The 17,152-nt window shown below is 70.6% G+C and carries 19 protein-coding genes; 8 read left to right on the top strand and 11 right to left on the bottom strand.

From position 1 onward, the window contains the following. Positions 1-5: 5 nt before the first annotated feature. Complete coding sequence (locus ABZ810_RS07910; RefSeq protein ID WP_358400664.1) at positions 6-389, bottom strand: hypothetical protein; 384 nt, start codon at positions 387-389, stop codon at positions 6-8. Positions 390-569: 180 nt separating this feature from the next. Here ABZ810_RS07910 and ABZ810_RS07905 point away from each other — a divergent pair, with 180 nt between their 5' ends. Then, the gene (locus tag ABZ810_RS07905) at positions 570-908 is read left to right on the top strand and encodes a metalloregulator ArsR/SmtB family transcription factor (RefSeq protein ID WP_358400663.1); all 339 of its coding nucleotides are present in this window, start codon (positions 570-572) and stop codon (positions 906-908) included. A 145-nt stretch (positions 909-1,053) separates the two neighbouring features. Then, positions 1,054-1,425, top strand: a complete 372-nt coding sequence (locus tag ABZ810_RS07900; RefSeq protein WP_358400661.1) for a hypothetical protein — start codon at positions 1,054-1,056, stop codon at positions 1,423-1,425. A gap of 85 nt (positions 1,426-1,510) precedes the next feature. Here the strand turns inward: ABZ810_RS07900 and ABZ810_RS07895 are convergent, their stop codons facing one another. Beyond that, positions 1,511-1,981, bottom strand: a complete 471-nt coding sequence (locus ABZ810_RS07895) for a MarR family transcriptional regulator (RefSeq protein WP_358400659.1) — start codon at positions 1,979-1,981, stop codon at positions 1,511-1,513. A 129-nt stretch (positions 1,982-2,110) separates the two neighbouring features. Here ABZ810_RS07895 and ABZ810_RS07890 point away from each other — a divergent pair, with 129 nt between their 5' ends. Continuing rightward, a complete protein-coding gene (locus tag ABZ810_RS07890; RefSeq protein WP_358400657.1) occupies positions 2,111-2,542 on the top strand; it encodes a hypothetical protein in 432 nt (143 codons plus the stop codon). Positions 2,543-2,544: 2 nt separating this feature from the next. On the opposite strand, the gene ABZ810_RS07885 is transcribed toward ABZ810_RS07890, so the two are convergent. The 5 genes from ABZ810_RS07885 to ABZ810_RS07865 all read right to left on the bottom strand — a co-directional run bounded on the left by ABZ810_RS07885 (position 2,545) and on the right by ABZ810_RS07865 (position 8,930). Beyond that, the gene (locus ABZ810_RS07885; protein ID WP_358400654.1) at positions 2,545-4,116 is read right to left on the bottom strand and encodes an acyl-CoA synthetase; all 1,572 of its coding nucleotides are present in this window, start codon (positions 4,114-4,116) and stop codon (positions 2,545-2,547) included. A gap of 80 nt (positions 4,117-4,196) precedes the next feature. Further along, positions 4,197-5,354: a thiolase domain-containing protein gene (locus tag ABZ810_RS07880; RefSeq protein WP_358400652.1), complete on the bottom strand. Its 1,158-nt coding sequence runs from the start codon at positions 5,352-5,354 to the stop codon at positions 4,197-4,199. Beyond that, positions 5,347-6,387 carry a thiolase domain-containing protein gene (locus ABZ810_RS07875; RefSeq protein ID WP_358400650.1) on the bottom strand — a complete coding sequence of 347 codons (1,041 nt, stop codon included), beginning with the start codon at positions 6,385-6,387 and terminating at the stop codon, positions 5,347-5,349. The genes ABZ810_RS07880 and ABZ810_RS07875 overlap by 8 nt, the downstream gene beginning before the upstream one ends. 49 nt (positions 6,388-6,436) lie before the next feature. Next, positions 6,437-7,375 (bottom strand): OB-fold domain-containing protein, encoded by a 939-nt coding sequence (locus tag ABZ810_RS07870; protein WP_358400647.1) that lies wholly within the window; start codon positions 7,373-7,375, stop codon positions 6,437-6,439. After that, the gene (locus tag ABZ810_RS07865; RefSeq protein ID WP_358400645.1) at positions 7,365-8,930 is read right to left on the bottom strand and encodes an acyl-CoA synthetase; all 1,566 of its coding nucleotides are present in this window, start codon (positions 8,928-8,930) and stop codon (positions 7,365-7,367) included. The genes ABZ810_RS07870 and ABZ810_RS07865 overlap by 11 nt, the downstream gene beginning before the upstream one ends. A 164-nt stretch (positions 8,931-9,094) precedes the next feature. Here ABZ810_RS07865 and ABZ810_RS07860 point away from each other — a divergent pair, with 164 nt between their 5' ends. Further along, a complete protein-coding gene (locus ABZ810_RS07860; RefSeq protein ID WP_358400642.1) occupies positions 9,095-9,904 on the top strand; it encodes a crotonase/enoyl-CoA hydratase family protein in 810 nt (269 codons plus the stop codon). Positions 9,905-10,057: 153 nt separating this feature from the next. Next, positions 10,058-10,474, top strand: coding sequence for a hypothetical protein (locus ABZ810_RS07855; RefSeq protein ID WP_358400640.1), 417 nt, complete (start codon positions 10,058-10,060; stop codon positions 10,472-10,474). On the opposite strand, the gene ABZ810_RS07850 is transcribed toward ABZ810_RS07855, so the two are convergent. Then, a complete protein-coding gene (locus tag ABZ810_RS07850; protein WP_358400637.1) occupies positions 10,404-10,952 on the bottom strand; it encodes a hypothetical protein in 549 nt (182 codons plus the stop codon). The two genes, ABZ810_RS07855 and ABZ810_RS07850, sit on opposite strands and share 71 nt — an antisense overlap. Positions 10,953-10,995: 43 nt before the next feature. After that, positions 10,996-11,586 (bottom strand): Uma2 family endonuclease, encoded by a 591-nt coding sequence (locus ABZ810_RS07845; RefSeq protein WP_358400635.1) that lies wholly within the window; start codon positions 11,584-11,586, stop codon positions 10,996-10,998. 268 nt (positions 11,587-11,854) lie between these two features. Between ABZ810_RS07845 and ABZ810_RS07840 the strand changes: the two genes are divergently transcribed. After that, entirely contained in the window at positions 11,855-12,361 is a 507-nt protein-coding gene (locus ABZ810_RS07840) for a SigE family RNA polymerase sigma factor (RefSeq protein ID WP_358400632.1), read from the top strand. Between the two features lies 1 nt (position 12,362). Continuing rightward, positions 12,363-13,178, top strand: a complete 816-nt coding sequence (locus ABZ810_RS07835; RefSeq protein ID WP_358400629.1) for a hypothetical protein — start codon at positions 12,363-12,365, stop codon at positions 13,176-13,178. A gap of 53 nt (positions 13,179-13,231) precedes the next feature. Here ABZ810_RS07835 and ABZ810_RS07830 read toward each other — a convergent pair whose 3' ends face one another. Continuing rightward, positions 13,232-14,341, bottom strand: coding sequence for a nitronate monooxygenase family protein (locus tag ABZ810_RS07830; protein WP_358400624.1), 1,110 nt, complete (start codon positions 14,339-14,341; stop codon positions 13,232-13,234). A 185-nt stretch (positions 14,342-14,526) separates the two neighbouring features. Next, positions 14,527-15,561, bottom strand: a complete 1,035-nt coding sequence (locus tag ABZ810_RS07825) for a DUF3068 domain-containing protein (RefSeq protein ID WP_358400621.1) — start codon at positions 15,559-15,561, stop codon at positions 14,527-14,529. A gap of 91 nt (positions 15,562-15,652) precedes the next feature. Between ABZ810_RS07825 and ABZ810_RS07820 the strand changes: the two genes are divergently transcribed. After that, positions 15,653-17,131, top strand: a complete 1,479-nt coding sequence (locus ABZ810_RS07820; RefSeq protein ID WP_358400619.1) for an MFS transporter — start codon at positions 15,653-15,655, stop codon at positions 17,129-17,131. Positions 17,132-17,152 lie beyond the last annotated feature (21 nt).

The following is a 17,152-nucleotide window of genomic DNA, read 5'->3' as shown; positions in this document are numbered from 1 at the left end:
GGGGGTCAGTCTGCCTTGCGTCCGGCTCCGCGCGCGACGAGAAGGGCCCAGCCGATGAGGGGCGCCTGGAACGGAAGGCGGCCGTACGCGACGGCGCGCAGCGGAAGGGCCCGCTCGCGGTGGTCGCGCGCCATCTTGACGTTGGCCGGGAAGACCGCGACGAAGAGGGCGGCCGTGGCCAGCGCGCCGGTCCGGCGGGTCTTGGGGTGGGCGACGGCGGCGGCGCAGGCCAGCTCCGCCGCTCCGCTGACGTAGGTCCACGTGCGCGCCTTGCCGGGCAGCCCCTTCGGAACGATCGAGTCGAAGGGCCGCGGGGCGAGGAAGTGCAGGGTGCCCATTCCTCCCAGGAGCCTGGCGAGGCGGCGGGCTGCACGTGACGAATCGCTCATGGCGGGAGTGTGCCAGACGGGCGACGGCGGAGCCATCCGCGCACCGACCGGTCAGCCCGAAAGGCGAAGCGATGCGGGCCGGGACCGAGGGCCGCCCTTGCACCCGAATCATCACCGGGTGGCCGACCTGCGCTCATGGCAGACTGGTGCGACAGTGACGACGATGAGGGGTTGGCTCGCGTGAGCACGCCGCTGTATCAGCTCAAGGCGGAGTTCTTCAAGACACTCGGACATCCGGCCCGGATCCGTGTGCTGGAACTGCTGAGCCAGCGCGAGCACTCGGTCGCCGAAATGTTGCCCGAGGTCGGCATCGAGCCCGCCCATCTGTCACAGCAGCTGGCGGTGCTGCGCCGCGCCGGGCTGGTGGTCTCGCGCAAGGAGGGCTCCACCGTCTACTACTCGCTGACCAGCCCGCACGTCGCCGAACTGCTCGCGGTGGCACGGCGCATCCTGACCGGCGTGCTCTCCGGCCAGGTCGAACTGCTGGAGGATCTCCGCGGCTCGAACGCCGCCACCTGACCTCTCCGCAATTAATACCGAATACCCTTCGGAATTAATTCAACGATTTTCTCCGTCTTTTTCCTGCAACTTCCAGCACTTTACGAATTTCGCAATTGTAAAGTGGCCGCACCTGGAGGTGAACCGCGGGAAGGATGGAGAGAAGATGTCCAATCTGGAGTTGTCGCTCAAGGAGATGATGTCCATCGACGGTGCGGTCGGCGCAGCCGTCGTGGACTGCAACAGCGGGATGGCGATCGGCGTGCTGGGCGGCTCGAAGGAGCTCGACCTGGCCGTCGCCGCCGCGGGCAACACCGAGGTGGTGCGCAGCAAGACGCGCACCATCCAGCAGCTGGGGCTCAAGGAGGAGATCGAGGACGTCCTCATCACCCTCAGCGGCCAGTACCACGTGATCCGCCCGGTGACCGGCCGGAAGGGCCAGGGCCTGTTCCTCTACGTCGCGCTGGAGCGCGACCGCGCCAACCTGGCCCTCGCCCGGCACCGCCTCAAGGACGTCGAGGCGAACATCCACGTGTGACCGGCCGGCCGGAGCACCGGCCGCCGGGGCCGGGCACCGCGCCCCCGGCTCCGCGGCCCGGCCCACCCGCCGGGCGGGCGGGCGGCTAGGGCATCCGGCGGACCTCGTCGATGACCCTCGGCATCATCGCGTTGTTGTCGGCGACGTACCCGACCAGGAACGTCAGCTCGTCGTCGCTGTAGGACGAGAGCTTCTCGCCGAAGGCCCGCCCGATGGGCTCGAAGTAGCGCGCGAAGCGCCCGGCGTTCTCGGGCACGAGTTCGATGATGACGCGGCGCCGGTCGTCGGGGTCACGGGTGCGCCGGACGTAGCCGGCCTTCTCCAGGCGGTCGATGACGGCGGTGATCGCTCCCCCGGTGGTGACGCCCAGCAGCTGCGCGAGCTGGCCGGGCGTCTGCGGCCCGTCCAGGGTCAGCGCGTTGATGCACTGCGCGTCCGTGACGTTCATGCCCGCCTTGCTCGCGGTGGTGTGGTGCAGCAGCACCGTCCACATGGTGCTGCGCTGGATGGCCAGCTGCAGCTCCTGCTCCATCCGCGCGCGTTCGGGGTTCGACACGTGTCACCTCAACTCTCTCGTATATCGAGAGATAATAGCAGGGCACGCGCGATTCCATGTGACGCAGTAGATAGATCACTCCATGCCCGTCGGCTATCGCCCGAGGTAGCGTGAAGGGTGGAGGCATGAATGACCACTCTCACCCTCACCGACGGGAGCACCGCCACCGCCAGGCTCGACCTGACCGACCTCTCCCCCGGCCACCGCCAGACCCAGAAGATCACCGTCACCTTCGCCGGATCCGCGCCCGCGACCATCGCGCTCTACGCGCCGGACGCCGCCGACACCCCGCTCGCACGCAGGCTCCGGGTGAGCATCTTCGAGCACGCCGGCGCCCTGATGCCCTTCCCGGTCTTCCAGGGCACGCTCGCCGACCTCACCACGCACACCTCGTACGACACCGGGTTCGGCCGGTGGACGGGCCGCACCCAGCGCACCGTCGACTACGAGGTCATGGCCCACCTGCCGGCGGAGGCACCCGCCCCCACCGGCACGCACGCCGAGATCACCCTCACCGCCGAGGCGCGCCCTCTGGGGGCGCCCCTCGAGGCCGCGGCCTGAAATCAGGCCTTCTCGGCGACCTCCTTGGCCCAGCGGTAGTCCGCCTTGCCCGCCGGGGACCGCTTCATCTCGGTCACGAACGCGTAGGTACGCGGGACCTTGTAGCCCGACAGCTCCTTGCGGCAGTGCGCGTCGAGGTCCTCCTGCGCGGGCGGCTCCGCCCCGGCCGGCTGGACGACCGCGGCGACCCGGCTGCCCCAGCGTTCGTCCGGGATGCCGGTGACCACCGCGTCGTAGACGCCCGGGTGGCCCTTGAGCACCGCCTCGACCTCCTCGGGGAACACCTTCTCGCCGCCGGTGTTGATCGCCTGCGAGCCGCGGCCGTAGACGGCGATCGAACCGTCCGCCTCGACCGTGGCGATGTCGCCGGTGAGCAGCCAGCGCCTGCCGTCCGCCTCCGGGAACGTGCGCGCGGTCTTCTCCGGGTCGTTGTAGTAGCCGCGCGCGATGTACCCGGAACGAGCCACCTGGCCGATGACGCCGGAGCCGGGTTCGACGACCTTGAGCGAGTCGTCGAGCACGGTGACGTTCTCCACGTCCGGCGCGAAGCGCAGCCCCTTCTCGGGCGTCGAGCCCGCGACGGCCTCCGCGGTCGAGCCGGACTCGGTCGAGCCGAACCTGTCCATGATCATCACGTTCGGCATCGCCGCCGCCAGCCGGTCCCGCACCGTCCCGGTGAGGATCGCGCCGGTGGAGACGTAGGCGAACAGGCTGGACAGGTCGTACGAGGAGGCCTCCCGCTCCAGCTCCTCGACCATCGGGATCGCCATCGCGTCACCGGTGATCGTGAGGGAGTTGACCTTCTCGCGCTCGATGGTGCGCCACACTCCGGCCGCGTCGAACTTGCGGACGTACACGACGGTCGCGCCCATGTTCCAGGAGATGAACGTGGCCATCTGGGCGGCCCCGTGCATCAGCGGCGCGATCGGCATCATGATGAGCGGGCCCGAGCCGACGGCCAGGTCCACGACGTCCTGCGGGACGTTCGGGCGCGGGAACGTCGGGTTCCAGAACGCGAGGAGCATGTCCTTCACGCCCCACATCACGCCCTTGGGCATGCCGGTCGTCCCGCCGGTGTAGATGATGTAGGTGTCGTCGGCCGACCGCGCCGCGAAGCCGCGGGTCGCGGGCTGCGCGGCCAGCGCCTCCTCGTAGGTGACCGCCCCGGGAACGCCGGACGCGCCGACCGAGATCAGGTGCCGCAACTTCGGCGCCTGCGGCACGGTCGCGGCGACCCGCTCGTCGAACTCGGCGTCGTAGAGCAGCGCGACGCTGTCGGAGTCCTTGTAGATGTAGAGCAGTTCCGACTCGACATAGCGGTAGTTGACGTTGATCGGCACGGCCCGGATCTTGAGCGCGGCGAGCAGCGCGACCGCGTACTCGATGCCGTTGTACAGCTGGACCGCGACGTGCTGGCCCGGCTGCACGCCGACGCTCAGCAGATGGTGCGCGAACCGGTTGGCCTCGGCGTCGAGCTCGGCGTACGTGAGCCGCCGGTCACCGCAGATGAGCGCGACGCGGTCCCCGATCGCGTCGGCGACTCCCTCGAACAGATCCGCGTGGTTGAACTCCATCGGACTTCCTCCGGAGGGCGGGGAGTGGGGGTGGGCTGAAACCGGGGCGTCGCGCCTCGCCCCGGCGGGTGGCGACGTGTCTAGGGCTTCTCGTCGCCGACGATCCACATGGCGTAGAACTGGGCTCCGCCGCCGTACGCGTGGCCGAGCGCCCGGCGGGCGCCGTCCACCTGATGCTCCCCGGCGAGGCCGCGTACCTGGAGCGCCGCCTCGGCGAACCGGATCATCCCGGAGGCGCCGATCGGGTTGGACGAGAGCACGCCGCCCGAGGCGTTCCACGGGATGTCACCGTCCAGCGCGGTCGCGCCGGACTCGGTGAGCTTCCAGCCCTCGCCCTCGCCGCAGAAGCCGAGGTTCTCCAGCCACATCGGCTCGTACCAGGAGAACGGCACGTACACCTCGGCGACGTCGAGTTCGCGGCGCGGGTCGGCGATGCCGGCCTGCCGGTAGACGTCGGCCGCGGCGTCCTTGCCGCCCTGCGGGTTGACCGTGTCGCGGCCCGCGAAGAAGATCGGCTCGGAGCGCATCGAGGTGCCGTGCACCCAGGCCGGCTTGTTGGGGGCCTTGCGCGCCGCGTCCTCGGACGCGAGCACCATCGCGCACGCGCCGTCCGACGACGGGCAGGTCTCCAGGTAGCGGATCGGCTCCCAGAGCATGGGGGTCGACTCGACCATCTCGCGGGAGATGCCGGGGATCTTGAGGTGCGCGTACGGGTTCTTGAGCGCGTTCTCGCGGTCCTTGACGGCGACGAGCGTGCCGATGTGGTCGGGCGCACCGGACCGCCGCATGTACGCGCGGATGTGCGGGGCGAAGTAGCCGCCCGCCCCGACGACCAGCGAGGTCGAGAACGGGGTGTTGACGGTCAGCGCCCACGTCGCGTTGGACTCCGACTGCTTCTCCCAGGCCACGGTGAGGACCCGGTCGTGCACGCCGCTCTGGATAAGGCTCGCCGCGACGATCGCGGTCGACCCGCCCACCGAGCCCGCGGTGTGCACCCGCATCATCGGCTTGCCGCGGGCGCCGAGCGCGTCGGCCAGGTAGGCCTCCGGCATCATCACGCCCTCGAACAGGTCGGGGGCCTTGCCTATGACGACCGCGTCGATGTCGGTCCAGGTCAGCCCCGCGTCGTCGAGCGCGCGCTGCGCCGCCTCACGGACCAGCCCGGCCATCGACACGTCGAGCCGCTTGGTCTTGTACGCCGTCTGACCCACGCCCACGATGGCGCACGGGTTACCCATGGTTCTCTCCCGAGAGGACGCAGACGAGGTTCTGCTGGAGGCACGGTCCGGAGGTGGCGTGCGCGAGCGCCCGGCTCGCGGTGCCGTCCTGGACGCGGGCGGCCGCCTCGCCGATGCGGATGAGGCCGGTGGCCATCACCGGGTTGGCCGGCAGCGCTCCGCCGGACGGGTTGACGGCCACGTCGTCGCCCAGCCCCAGGGCCTCGCGCAGGATGAGCTCCTCGTGCGTGAACTGGGCGTGCAGCTCGGCCACCTGGACGCCGGCGGCGCCCGCCTTCTCGCCCGCGATCCGGGTCGACTCCGACCGGGTCAGGTCGCGGACGCCCGGCAGGTGCGCCTCGCTGCGGTGGTCGATGCCGGTGATCCAGGCGGGCCGCTCGCACAGCTCGCGCGCCTTGTCGCCGGCCGCCAGGACGATCGCCGCGGCGCCGTCGGCGTCGGCCGCGATGTCGTACGGGCGCAGCGGCGCGACGTCGTAGCCGTCGTCGCCGGGATCGTCCAGGTCGAGCGCGAACGGGTTGTCGCGGCCCGCCGCGCGGGACCGGGCGGCGACGGCCTTCAGGTCGTCCTCCTTGGCGCCGGAGCGCTCGAGGTAGGCGCGGGCCTGGAGGGCGGCCAGCGACACCTGGTCGAGGCCGAGCGGGGCGAGGTAGTACGGGTCGTACTGCTGGGTCATGATCTCGCGCAGCGTGCCCTGGGACGGCTTGCCGAAGCCGTACACCAGCGCGGTGTCGATCTCGCCGTGCTGCAGCTTGACCCACGCCTCGTACAGCGCCCACGCCGCGTCCATCTCCACGTGCGACTCGGAGATCGGCGGCCAGGCGCCGACCGCGTCGAGCGCGGACACGAACGAGAACGGCGCGCCGGCGAGGTAGTCGCACGACCCCGAGCAGGTGAACCCGAACCGCTTCTGCCCGGTGCGTTCCTTGATCTCGGTGATGAGCGGCGCGAGCAGCTCGACCTCGGAACGCCCGCTGTCCTCGGCCGTGTGCTCGGTCTGCACGAACGCGACGACCGCTATATCCCTACTCATGGTTCGCTCCGCTCACACGCGCCGCCGCTCTCGTCCGGCGGCACGCTGCTCATACGTAGTCCTTGATCGCGTCGAAGGGCACGTCCGGCTCGTCGAGCGGCTCGAACCACTTGATGTTGGCCATGGTCTTGCCCCACTCCTCGCGGGGCTTCCACGCCGCCTTGACCCGCATGCCCATCCGGACCTGGTCGGCCGGGATGCCCGCGACGAGGGCGAGCATGGTGAGGTCGGCGCCGTCGAGCAGGATGTAGGCCGACACGAACGGCACCTCGGGGGCGCGCGGGTCGGGCAGGTTGTTGACCGCGTACGTGGTGACCGTCCCGGTGTCGGCGACCTCGACCTCTTCGGTGGTCGGCACGCCGTCCTTGGGGCACAGGCCCTTCATCGGGACGATGACCTGCTCGCAGACCGGGCAGCGGTGGCCGATGAGCCTGCCCTGCGACACGCCTTCGAGGAAGTGGTCGAGGGCCCGACCGCCCTGGAGGTCGTACTCCAGCCGGGTCGGCGCGTTGATCATCGTGACCTCGGGCTCGAAGCACTCGATGTCACTGATCGAGCCGGCGCGCTTGCCGCGGCCTCGGTACTTGGGCCGGACGCGCATGCCCGTCTTGAGGAAGCGCGGCGCGTCCGCGCCCTCCTCCAGCACGCCGACGTCCAGCGCGTGCAGCAGCGCGGTGTCGGCGCCGTCCGGCTGGATCAGCGCCCACGCGAACGGGCGGTCGAGCGGGTGCGTCCTCAGCGGGCGGGACACCCACGACCAGCTCTGGACGCTGCCCGCGGGCCCGACCGGGACGAACTCGTCGGTCACCGCGTCGCCGGTGTCCGGGTCGTACTCCAGCGGCGGGAACAACACCCGGCCGGCCGCCGTGCGGACGCCGACCAGGCGGCCGTCGCGCAGCTCGCTCAGGAACCGGCCGATGACCGGCCCGACCGACCGCGTGTAACCGCCGGGGAATTCGAGAACGTGGTTGGGGGACTCAGATGGCACTCTCGCGGTCCTTCCAGTACGGGTCGCGGAGCTTGCGCTTGAGGAGCTTGCCGTTGGGCTCGCGCGGCATCGTCTCGATGAAGTCGATCGTCCGGGGCCACTTCATCTTCGCCAGCCGGCCCTCGAGCGACGAGAGGATCTCGGCGGCCAGCTCCGGCCCGGGCTCGATGCCGGCGGCGGGCTCGACGACGGCCTTGATCTGCTCGCCCCAGTCGTCGTCGGGGATGCCGAACACGGCGACGTCGGCGACCTTGGCGTGCAGGATGATCTCGTTCTCGATCTCGGCCGGGTAGATGTTGGCGCCGCCCGAGATGATCATGTCGGCCTTGCGGTCGGACAGGAAGAGGAAGCCGTCCTCGGTGAGGTAACCGATGTCGCCGACGGTGAAGTGGTCGTCGAGCCGGTTCTTCTCGGTCTTCTCCTTGTCGCCCTTGTACTCGAACTGGGTGCCGGCCATCTTCATGTAGATCGTGCCGGGCGTCCCGTTCGGCACCGGGTTACCGTCGTCGTCCACGATGAGCAGCTCGCTGATCGGCCAGGCCTTGCCGACGGTGCCGGGGTGCGCGCGCCACTCCTCGGGCGAGGCGATGGTGCCGCCGCCCTCGGTGGCCGCGTAGTACTCCCAGATGCAGTCGCCCCACCACTCGAGCATCTGCTGCTTGATCGGCACCGGGCAGGGCGCCGCCGCGTGGATGGCCCACCTCATGGACGACACGTCGTAGCGCTTGCGCACCTCGTCGGGGAGGGAGAGCAGCCGCTTGAAGTGCGTCGGCACCATGTGCGTGTTGGTGATCTTGTACTTCTGGATCAGCCGTAGCGTGTCCTCGGCGTCCCACCGGTCGACGTACACCAGCGTGTGGCCCATCTGCAGCGACGTGCCGCCGAACTGGGTGACCGCGGTGTGGTAGTTCGGCGAGGTCACCAGGTGCGCCTGCGGCGCGTTCCCGGCGGGCCGTCCGGCCGGCATGCCGAACATCGACAGCAGGAACGTCATGAGCTCGGCACTGTCGTCGGGGTCGATGCCGGCGAGCGTGCGCTTGACGCCCTTGGGCCGCCCGGTCGTGCCGGAGGTGTAGTGCATGGTGGCGCCGTTGCTGCGGTCGCCGGGCAGCGTGTCGGGCTGGTCGTCGACGAGCTCACCGTACGGGCGGAAGCCGGCGACGACCCCGAACGCGAACAGCCGGTCGGCGGCGATGCCCGACTCCTCGGCGCCCCGCGTGCCCTCCTCGGCGTACCGCTCGTGCACGAAGAACGCCTTGGCCTCGCTGTCGGCCACGATGTAGCCGATCTCCGGGCCGGTCAGGTGCCAGTTGATCGGCGTGTAGTACCAGCCGGCCTGCAGCGCGGCGAGGTAGAGCACCAGGCCCTCGACCCCGTTGGGCACCAGACCGCAGATGCCGTCGCCCTTCTCCAGGCCCAGGCCGCGCAGTCCGTGCACCAGCCGGTTGGCGCGGGCCAGCAGGTCGCCGGCGCGGTACTCGGTCCCCTCCGGGTCGACGGCCGCGATCCATTCCGGATCGGCCTGTGCCAGCCGCCAAAAGCCCAACGAGCCCATCGGATCTCCTCGTCGTTGGTCACACGGTCGGTCGGTGAGCACGGTCACACCCACCCCCGGGAAGCCAAAGTAGATCACGTTCTCGTTTTCCAGGGCAAGACCTGTTGAAGAGCCGATCTCGCTACTAGAATCTGTTCTTGTTTTTCATTCGACCAGGAGGACGCGTGGAACGGCTGCCGATCAGTACCGAGCACTGCACCGTCGAGCGGGACGGGCACGTGGTCATCGTGACGATGAACCGTCCGGAGGCCCGCAACGCCCTGAGCTCGACCATGCTGGTCGGCCTCGCGAGCGCCTGGGCGTACATGTCGGAGACCCCCGAGGTGCGGGTCGGCATCCTCACCGGAGCCGAGGGCACGTTCTGCGCGGGCGCCGACCTCAAGGCGATGGGCACCCCGCCCACCGACCCCGCGGTCCAGGAGCGGATGCAGCAGATCCCCGACTTCCACTGGAAGGGCCTGCTGCGCGAGGGCCAGCCGACCAAGCCCCTCATCTGCGCCATCGAGGGGTACGCCGTGGCCGGCGGCACCGAACTCCTCGTCGGCACCGACCTCCGCGTGGTCGCCGAGGACGCCACGCTCGGCCTGTACGAGGCCAAGCGCGGGCTCTTCCCGATGGGCGGCTGCGCGATCCGGCTCCCCCGCCAGATCGGCTACGCCGCGGCGATGGACATCCTGCTCACCGCCCGTTCGGTCAGCCCCCAGGAGGCCCTCGACATGGGCCTGATCAACAAGGTGGTCCCGTCCGGCACCGCCCTCGCCGCCGCCCGCGAGCTGGCCGGCCAGATCGCCGAGTGCGGCCCCCTCGCCGTCCAGGGCATCCTGCGCACCTACCGCGAGACCGCGCACCTCTCCGAGGAGGAGGCGCTCAAGATCTCCGACGAGATCGGCTGGCCGGTGATCGGCTCGGAGGACGCCAAGGAGGGCTCCAGGGCCTTCAAGGAGAAGCGCCCCGCGGTCTTCCAGGGCAAGTAGCCAACACCCCTAAGCCCCAATAAGGCCTGTCCGAAAGAAAGCCGAACGTTTTTCCGGTTTCTCCCGTGGCACGACTGTTCCCGCGTGTGTGTCAGGAGGAGTGATCTGGACATGGCCTTGCAAATAGGACGCAGGCGGCAGGAAGAGCCTGTCGTGGAGAAGACCAGGGCACCGCTCCGGGAGCGGCTGTGGCCGCGGCGGACCACCGCCGAGGCGGAGTCGGGCGCGACCACCACCGGCGAGACCCCCACGCGGACGGTCGTCGTCGAACGGCGGCCGCGACGCCTTCAGCGGCGCAGGAAGCACAACCCGGTGAGCGCGATGGTGATGGCGGCAGGCTGGGCCGCGGCACTGATTCTCGCCCTCGGAATGCTGCTGACCTGGGGTGACGCCAACCCCGGCAACACGATCGTCGACGCGACGCTGGACGCCGGCCGCTGGCTGGCGACCCCGTTCCACGACGCGTTCACCCGGCCGAATCCGGAGCACCAGCTGTACCTCAACTGGGGCATCGCGGCCGTCGTGTACTACGCGATGGCACGCGTGGTCTCCTGGTTGATCCGCTTCTGACCGACCGGACGCCCCGCTCAGAACGGCGCACCTGGATCCCCCGAGCAGGTGCGCCGTTCTGCTGCGTCAGCACCAGCAGCACGCCCGCCCCGCCCGAGCTGCGCCGCAGCAGCACGAACAGCAGGACCAGCGCCCCGATCGAGTTGACGACCGCGAGCCACGCCAGCGAGCCGAGCGCGCCCGCCGTCAGCGGTATGTCCAGCCCCCCGTACGCCGCCGCCAGCGGGAAGCACGTCACGGCCGCCCCCAGCAGCTGGATCGTCGTCCCCGTCCGCAGGTCCGTGGAGAGGTTGAACCGCTTCTGGTAAAGCGTCCCCGCCGCCAGCCCCGCCAGAGCAAGCCCGGTGAACGCGTACCCGCTCGACCGCGCGTCCCCGGACAACCGGTCGCTCACCGAGATGCCCACCCCCAGCAGTCCCAGCACCAGCCCCGCCCACTGCGCACGGGTCAGCCGTTCGGCGAACACCGGCACGGCCACCGCCGCAAAGCAGCAAAGTCTCGGGCACAGACGGTGGCGCCGCCTACTGGAACTCGTCCGTCTCCAGCGAGAACGCGAACGGCTCCGGCAGGTCGATCGTCTTTCCGAAGCTCAGCCGGATGTCCTCGCGGTAGTCCTCCGCGTCCCGGTCGGGCTCGCTGAACAGGGCGACCTGCCGGTTCGAACGATCGGCCAGGAGGTAGAGCGGAACGCCCGCCTTGGCGTAGCAGTGCCGCTTGACGCCCCAGTCCGTCGCCGGCTTGGCCGAGGTCACCTCGACCACCATCGCGACACCGTCCGAGGGCATCCAGGCATCCGCTCCCCAGTACAGGCCGAGGTGATGAGGCGCGAAGACACCGTCGGGAATGAGGTGGTTCTTCGTGCACTTGTTGCCCCGCCTGAGCTCCAGGCCCTTGTTGCCGGAGAAGTCCATGCGGACATTGGAGCCCCTGGCGACCTGCCAGCTGATGACGGACAGAATGCCTTCGTGATCTCCGATGGGGGGTGGTGACACGACGATCTCCCCTTCGATGAACTCCGCCCGGTAACCCTGCGGCGTGTCCAGCTTCAGGAATCCGTCCAGAAGCGCCTGCTCGTGAGCGCACCTCGGGTCATGCTCCGCACTGGCGGCCATGCCACACCTCCCCTCCCGCTGTCCCTCCAGCATAGGGACCGACGCGGTGTCAGAGGCGTGGGACGCGCGTTCAGCGGAAGCCGACATCAAGGCACCCTTCCGTGATCAGACCGACACGCCGGGTCATGACCCTAGCGTTCGACTGCGCGGCATGTGAGTGGAATCGAAACCAAGGCGAACACCGAGCTCCGATGGGTGGTTCGTCGCGTCCGCGGCATAGTGGCGGGGTCGCTCGGTGTCTGTGGGGGTGACATCTAGGAGGACGCCCGTGAACCGAGAAGCGCGCGAGAGCTTCACCGCGTTCGTCGAGGCGCGGTCCACGAGCCTGATCCGCACGGCGTACGTCCTCACGGGCGACCAGCACGCCGCCGAGGACCTGCTGCAGACCGTGCTCACCAGGACGGCGGCGCGGTGGCGGAAGGTCGGCGACCATCCCGAGGCGTACGTGCGGCGCGCGATGTACAACGAGCAGATCAACCGCTGGCGGCGCGGCGGCCGGGAGGCGTCGGTCGAGCGGCCGCCCGAGCGGCCCGACCGTGATCTGACCGGCGACGTGGATCTGCGGCTGTCCCTGCGGAACGCACTGCTGGCCCTGCCGCCGCGCAAGCGCGCCGTGCTGGTGCTCCGGTACTTCGAGGACCTGCCCGAGGCCGAGGTCGCGGCGATCATGGGCTGCTCGGTGGGGACGGTCCGCAGCCAGGCGCACCGCGCCCTGGCCCGGCTGCGCGAGCTGGTGCCCGACGCCGCGCTCCACTTCGAGACGGCGGGGGGCTGAGATGACGAACGAGATGCTCAAGGACGCGATCGGGAAGCTGGCGGACGAGGCGCGTCCGGTGGACGACATGGCGGAACGGGCGCTCCGGCGTATGGACGCGCGGCGCAGGAACGTGCGGCTGACCGGGGTCGTGCTCGCCATCACGGCGGCGGTGGCGGTGCCGTCGGTGCTCTTCGGTTCCGGCGGAGAGGGGGCCTCGCCCGATGTGGCGGTGAAGCCCAAGCCGCATCCGCTGCCGTCCGACACCCCGGCGGAGGCGAAGATCACGAAGGGCTGCATGCGCGGCGGGGCGCCGGTGGGCCAGATGGCCGAGCAGCGGGCCGACCTGGGGCGGGCCTCGGACTTCCGGCTCCTGGTCAGTCAGAAGGTGGGCGGACGCGAGTTCGTCGCGGTGGTGGGCAGCGAGCTGGGCTTCGTGATCTGCGTGGGCGGCGGCCGGATCGGCAACGTGAACCCGCCCGTCCTGGAGGCGTGGAAGGGCGGCCGGGGATTCTCCGAGCGCCTGAAGCTCGATCGCGCGACGAGCTCGACGACCACCGACGGGAGCTGGCCGGCCAAGCTCCACCTGCTGGCGTTCGGCCGGGCCAAGCCGGGCGTCGCGCGCGTCGTCGTCACGTGGAGCGACGGCCACAGGGCCACGGCCACGATCGAGAACGGGTACTTCCTCGCGCGCAGGCCGAGCCGCGTCGTGGAGACCAGGGTGCCCGGAGACACGGACATGGACGCGGTCGGCGGCTCCGACCCCGACGTCACGGTGACCACGGTGGTGGGCCACGACGCCTCCGGGCGGGCCGTCGGCGAGCTGACGCCGCGCTGAGACGTGCGGACGCCCCGGCCGTGGCGCCGGCCGGGGCGTCGGGTCTCCCGGTGTCAGCCCTCGGTGATGGTGTTGAGGCGCTCGATGGCCTCGACGTACTCCTCGATGAGGTCGTAGACCACCTGGGCGGCGGGCTTCACCTGGTTCATCGAGCCGACGATCTGGCCGACCGGGAAGGTGACCAGCTCGCCGTCGCCGGACCGGGCGATGCGCGGCAGGGCGTCGGCGACCAGCATGAACTGCATGGGCATCGGCAGGTAGCCGGGCGACTTCTCGCTCTCCCACGCCTCGGTCCACGCGGTCTTGAGGAAGCGGGCCGGCTTGCCCGTCCAGGCGCGGGACCGCACGGTGTCGCGCGAGGTGGCGTTGAGCAGCTTGGGCAGGGCGCGCTCGGGGGTGTCGGCCTCGTCCACGGTGAGCCAGATCGAGCCGGTCCAGGCGCCGTCGGCGCCGAGGGCCATGCCGGCGGCGACCTGCCGGCCGCGGCCGATGCCGCCCGCCGCGAGGACGATGGTGTCCTTGCCGACGGCGTCGACGACCTCGGGGATCAGGACCATGGTGGACACGTCACCGGTGTGGCCGCCGGCCTCGGTGCCCTGCGCGACGATGATGTCGACGCCGACCTCGACCTGCTTGCGGGCGTGCCGGGCGTTGGAGGCCAGGCCGGCCACCTTGACGCCGTGCTGGTGGGCCAGCTCGACCACGTCCGCGGGGGGCGGGCCGAGGGCGTTGGCCAGCAGCGCGATCGGGTGCTTGAGCGCGACCTCGACCTGCGGCCGGGCGGTCTGGTCGGTCCAGCCGAGCAGGGCGCGGTTGGCGGTCTCGGTGGACGGCTCGACGCCGTGCTCGGCGAGGAGGTCCTCCAGGAACGTCCGGTGCTCCTGCGGGATCATGCCCTGGAGCTTGCCGAGGAGCTCGCCGGCGTCTCCCAGATCGGCGCCCTCGTACTTGGCGGGCATCACCACGTCCACGCCGTACGGCTTGCCGCCGACGTTCTCGTCGATCCATTTGAGCTCTAGCTCGAGCTCCTCGGGGGTGAAGTACAGCGCGCCAAGCACGCCCATGCCGCCGGCGCGGCTCACCGCCGCGACGACGTCGCGGCAGTGACTGAACGCGAAGATCGGGTACTCGATGCCGAATAGTTCGGTGACTCGTGTCCGCACATCCCGAACGATAGGCCCCCGGAACCCAAACTGCAACAGGTTCTATTTTGAGAAATCCGCTGCCTGGCTGTATTGAAGGTCACATTCGTTAGAACACGTACCACGAATGGCGCCGGAGCGCGCGAAAGACCCCGCGACCGGGCGGTCACGGGGTCGAGAACGAAGCGGGCCGGCGGTGTCCGCCGTCAGGGGTGCCTGACCGGCTGGTCGCTCGCGTGCGGCGGCGCCGCCTCGCCGAACTTGCCGTCGGAGCGGCGGACCGGGGTCTTGGGGGCCCTGGCCGCGTGCCGGTCGGCGAGCACGCCCACGATGGCGCCGAGCAGGAGCAGGATCACGCCGAGGAACAGCGAGCCCAGGGGGACGTACGTGCGCACCGCCGCGATCTGGAGGGCGGAGCTGTCGGCCTGCGAGATCAGGCTCTTCTCACCCGCCGCGGTGGTCCGCAGGTCGGCCTGCGCCACCGTCATCTTGCCCTTGCCGTCCGGCGTCTGCACGAAGCTGTGGATCGCCTGCCGCACCTTGATCGGCACCCCGGTGCGGGGGTCGACCCACTGGGTGATCGTCGACTCGAAGTACCGGTCGATCTTCTGGGCGGGCAGCTTCTTGGACAACCCCAGCCAGTCGGCCGGCATCTTGAAGTCGACCTTCTGCGTCTTGGTGACCGGGACCTGGCGGGTGAACTTGTACGCGGTGACGCCCTGGACCTCTTCGACCGCCTCGAAGCGCATCGGCACCTCCTGGCGGGTGGTCATGTCGAAGAAGGGATAGGTCTTCTTCTCCACGTTGGCCAGGGGGAAGAGCAGGCCGTAGCCGGTCATCCGCACGTTGGTGTCGCCGCCGATGTTGGTGCCGCAGCAGTCGACCAGCCGCGACGACCTGCGGTCGAAGGCGATCCGGTAGCCCTGGACCTCGATCATCTTGTCCGGGTGGGCCTTGTCGAAGATGTTGGTCGAGGAGTCCCAGACCGCGATGGCGTCGTTGCCCGCGTTGGCCCGCACGTCGCCGCGCACGGTGTTCTCGGCGACCAGCGTGACGCCCTGGCGCAGCTTGAGCGTCGCCATGTCGAAATAGGTCGCGTTCGGGGCCTCGAGCGACGTGCGCTGGTAGCGGTTGAGCGGCGCGACCACCAGCTGCTCGGCCACGTAGAACTTGACGAGGGGCGCCAGGGCCAGGAAGAAAGCCCCCAACACGACCAGGAGCAGGCCGATGTTGCGACGCATGTGAAACCTCCCGGCGGGCAACGTGTGGCGTTACCCTACAGGACCACCCAAACCCCCCGTCCAATAGGCCATTTTCCCAAAAGGTGCCCAGGTGAAGACCGGTATTCGCGTCCCGAGCCGCCGCTGGCTGGCGCTCGCCGCGGTGCTGCTCGCCACGTTCATGGACCTGGTGGACGTCACCATCGTGAACGTGGCGCTGCCGCGGATCCAGGACGACCTGGACGCGGGCTACGCCGCCGGGCAGTGGATGGCCGCGGTGTACGCGCTCGCCTACGCGCTGTTGCTGATCACGGGTGGGCGGCTCGGCGACATCGTCGGCCGCCGCCGGGTGTTCCTCGCCGGCATCGTGGGCTTCACGATCGCCTCGGCGGTCGCCGCCGCCGCGTTCACCCCGGGGATGCTGATCTGCGCGCGGGCGGCGCAGGGCGCGTTCGCCGGGATCATGGTGCCGCAGGCGCTGTCGGTGATCACGGTCCAGTTCGCGCCCGGGCGGGAGCGCACGCTGGCCTTCAGCCTGTACGGCGGGCTCCTCGGCGTGGCCCAGGTCAGCGGACCGATCCTGGGCGCCGTGCTGACCGAGCACGGCCTGCTGGGCTGGCGGGCGATCTTCCTCGTCAACATCCCGGTGGGCCTGATCGCGTTCGCCGGTGCCGCGCGGTGGATGGACGACTCACGGGCCGAGCCGCCGCCCCGCCTCGACCCGGTGGGCGTCGCGCTGATCAGCGCGGCGTCGCTGCTGCTGATGTTCCCGCTCGTCCAGGGCCGGGAGTACGGCTGGCCGTGGTGGTGCGCGGCCCTCCTCGTGGCCGCCGTGCCCGCCCTGCTGGCGTTCGCGGCGTACGAGCGGAGGCGGGAACGCCGGAACTCCGGGCCGCTCGTCCCGCCGCGGTTGTTCGCGCAGCGCTCGTTCACCGCCGGGCTCGTCCTGGCGCTGGCGCTGTTCGCCGGGGTCTCGGCGTGCTTCATCACGCTCACCTGGGGGCTGCAGTTCGGGCTGGGCTGGCCGCCGATGAAGGTCGCGCTGACCGGGCTGGCCTGGCCCGCCGGGGTCGCGTGCACGGCCCAGTACACCCACCGCCACGGCCACGCCCGCGCGCGCCGCCTGGTGGGCGCCGGCACCCTGGTCATGGCCGTCGCCCTCGCCGGGCTGAGCGTGCTCGTGGCGGTCGGCGAGCCCACCCCGGCCGCGATGGTGCCGTGGTTGTTCGCCGCGGGGCTCGGCATGGGCCTGGCCCTGCCGATCCTCGCGAACGCGGTGATCAGCGACGTGCCCGTCCACGACGCCGGGGCCGCCTCGGGCGTCTTCAACTCGATCACCCAGCTGGGCGGGGTGGCGGGCGTGGCCGCCGCCGGGCTGCTCTACTTCGCCGCCGCGCACGGGACCGCGGCGGCCGGGACGGCCTCGACCGCCGCCGCGCCCGACGGGACGGCGCGGGCGCTGGCGTTCAGCGCCGCGGCCTGCCTCGCCGCCGCCGCGCTCTCCGGCCTGCTACCGCGGAGTATCGCCTCGGACGACCCGGGCCGACTACCCTTCTCCGACACCGTCGAGACATCCGGGAGGCCGCGCTGACGAGGGCGAGCAGGGCGACGC

Origin of the sequence: Spirillospora sp. NPDC047279 (genome assembly GCF_040643285.1) — a bacterium.
In the GTDB taxonomy this organism is placed as follows: domain Bacteria; phylum Actinomycetota; class Actinomycetes; order Streptosporangiales; family Streptosporangiaceae; genus Spirillospora.
This window is presented reverse-complemented; position numbering and strand designations above follow the sequence as displayed.

Excerpts from the sequence above, each read along its gene's own strand:
- ABZ810_RS07910 (WP_358400664.1), bottom strand. The coding sequence starts at position 389 with ATGAGCGATTCGTCACGTGCAGCCCGCCGCCTCGCCAGGCTCCTGGGA.
- ABZ810_RS07845 (WP_358400635.1), bottom strand. The coding sequence starts at position 11,586 with ATGGCCGCCAGTGCGGAGCATGACCCGAGGTGCGCTCACGAGCAGGCG.
- ABZ810_RS07835 (WP_358400629.1), top strand. The coding sequence starts at position 12,363 with ATGACGAACGAGATGCTCAAGGACGCGATCGGGAAGCTGGCGGACGAG.
- ABZ810_RS07885 (WP_358400654.1), bottom strand. The coding sequence starts at position 4,116 with ATGGAGTTCAACCACGCGGATCTGTTCGAGGGAGTCGCCGACGCGATC.
- ABZ810_RS07890 (WP_358400657.1), top strand. The coding sequence starts at position 2,111 with ATGACCACTCTCACCCTCACCGACGGGAGCACCGCCACCGCCAGGCTC.
- ABZ810_RS07900 (WP_358400661.1), top strand. The coding sequence starts at position 1,054 with ATGTCCAATCTGGAGTTGTCGCTCAAGGAGATGATGTCCATCGACGGT.
- ABZ810_RS07865 (WP_358400645.1), bottom strand. The coding sequence starts at position 8,930 with ATGGGCTCGTTGGGCTTTTGGCGGCTGGCACAGGCCGATCCGGAATGG.
- ABZ810_RS07880 (WP_358400652.1), bottom strand. The coding sequence starts at position 5,354 with ATGGGTAACCCGTGCGCCATCGTGGGCGTGGGTCAGACGGCGTACAAG.
- ABZ810_RS07825 (WP_358400621.1), bottom strand. The coding sequence starts at position 15,561 with ATGCGTCGCAACATCGGCCTGCTCCTGGTCGTGTTGGGGGCTTTCTTC.
- ABZ810_RS07875 (WP_358400650.1), bottom strand. The coding sequence starts at position 6,387 with ATGAGTAGGGATATAGCGGTCGTCGCGTTCGTGCAGACCGAGCACACG.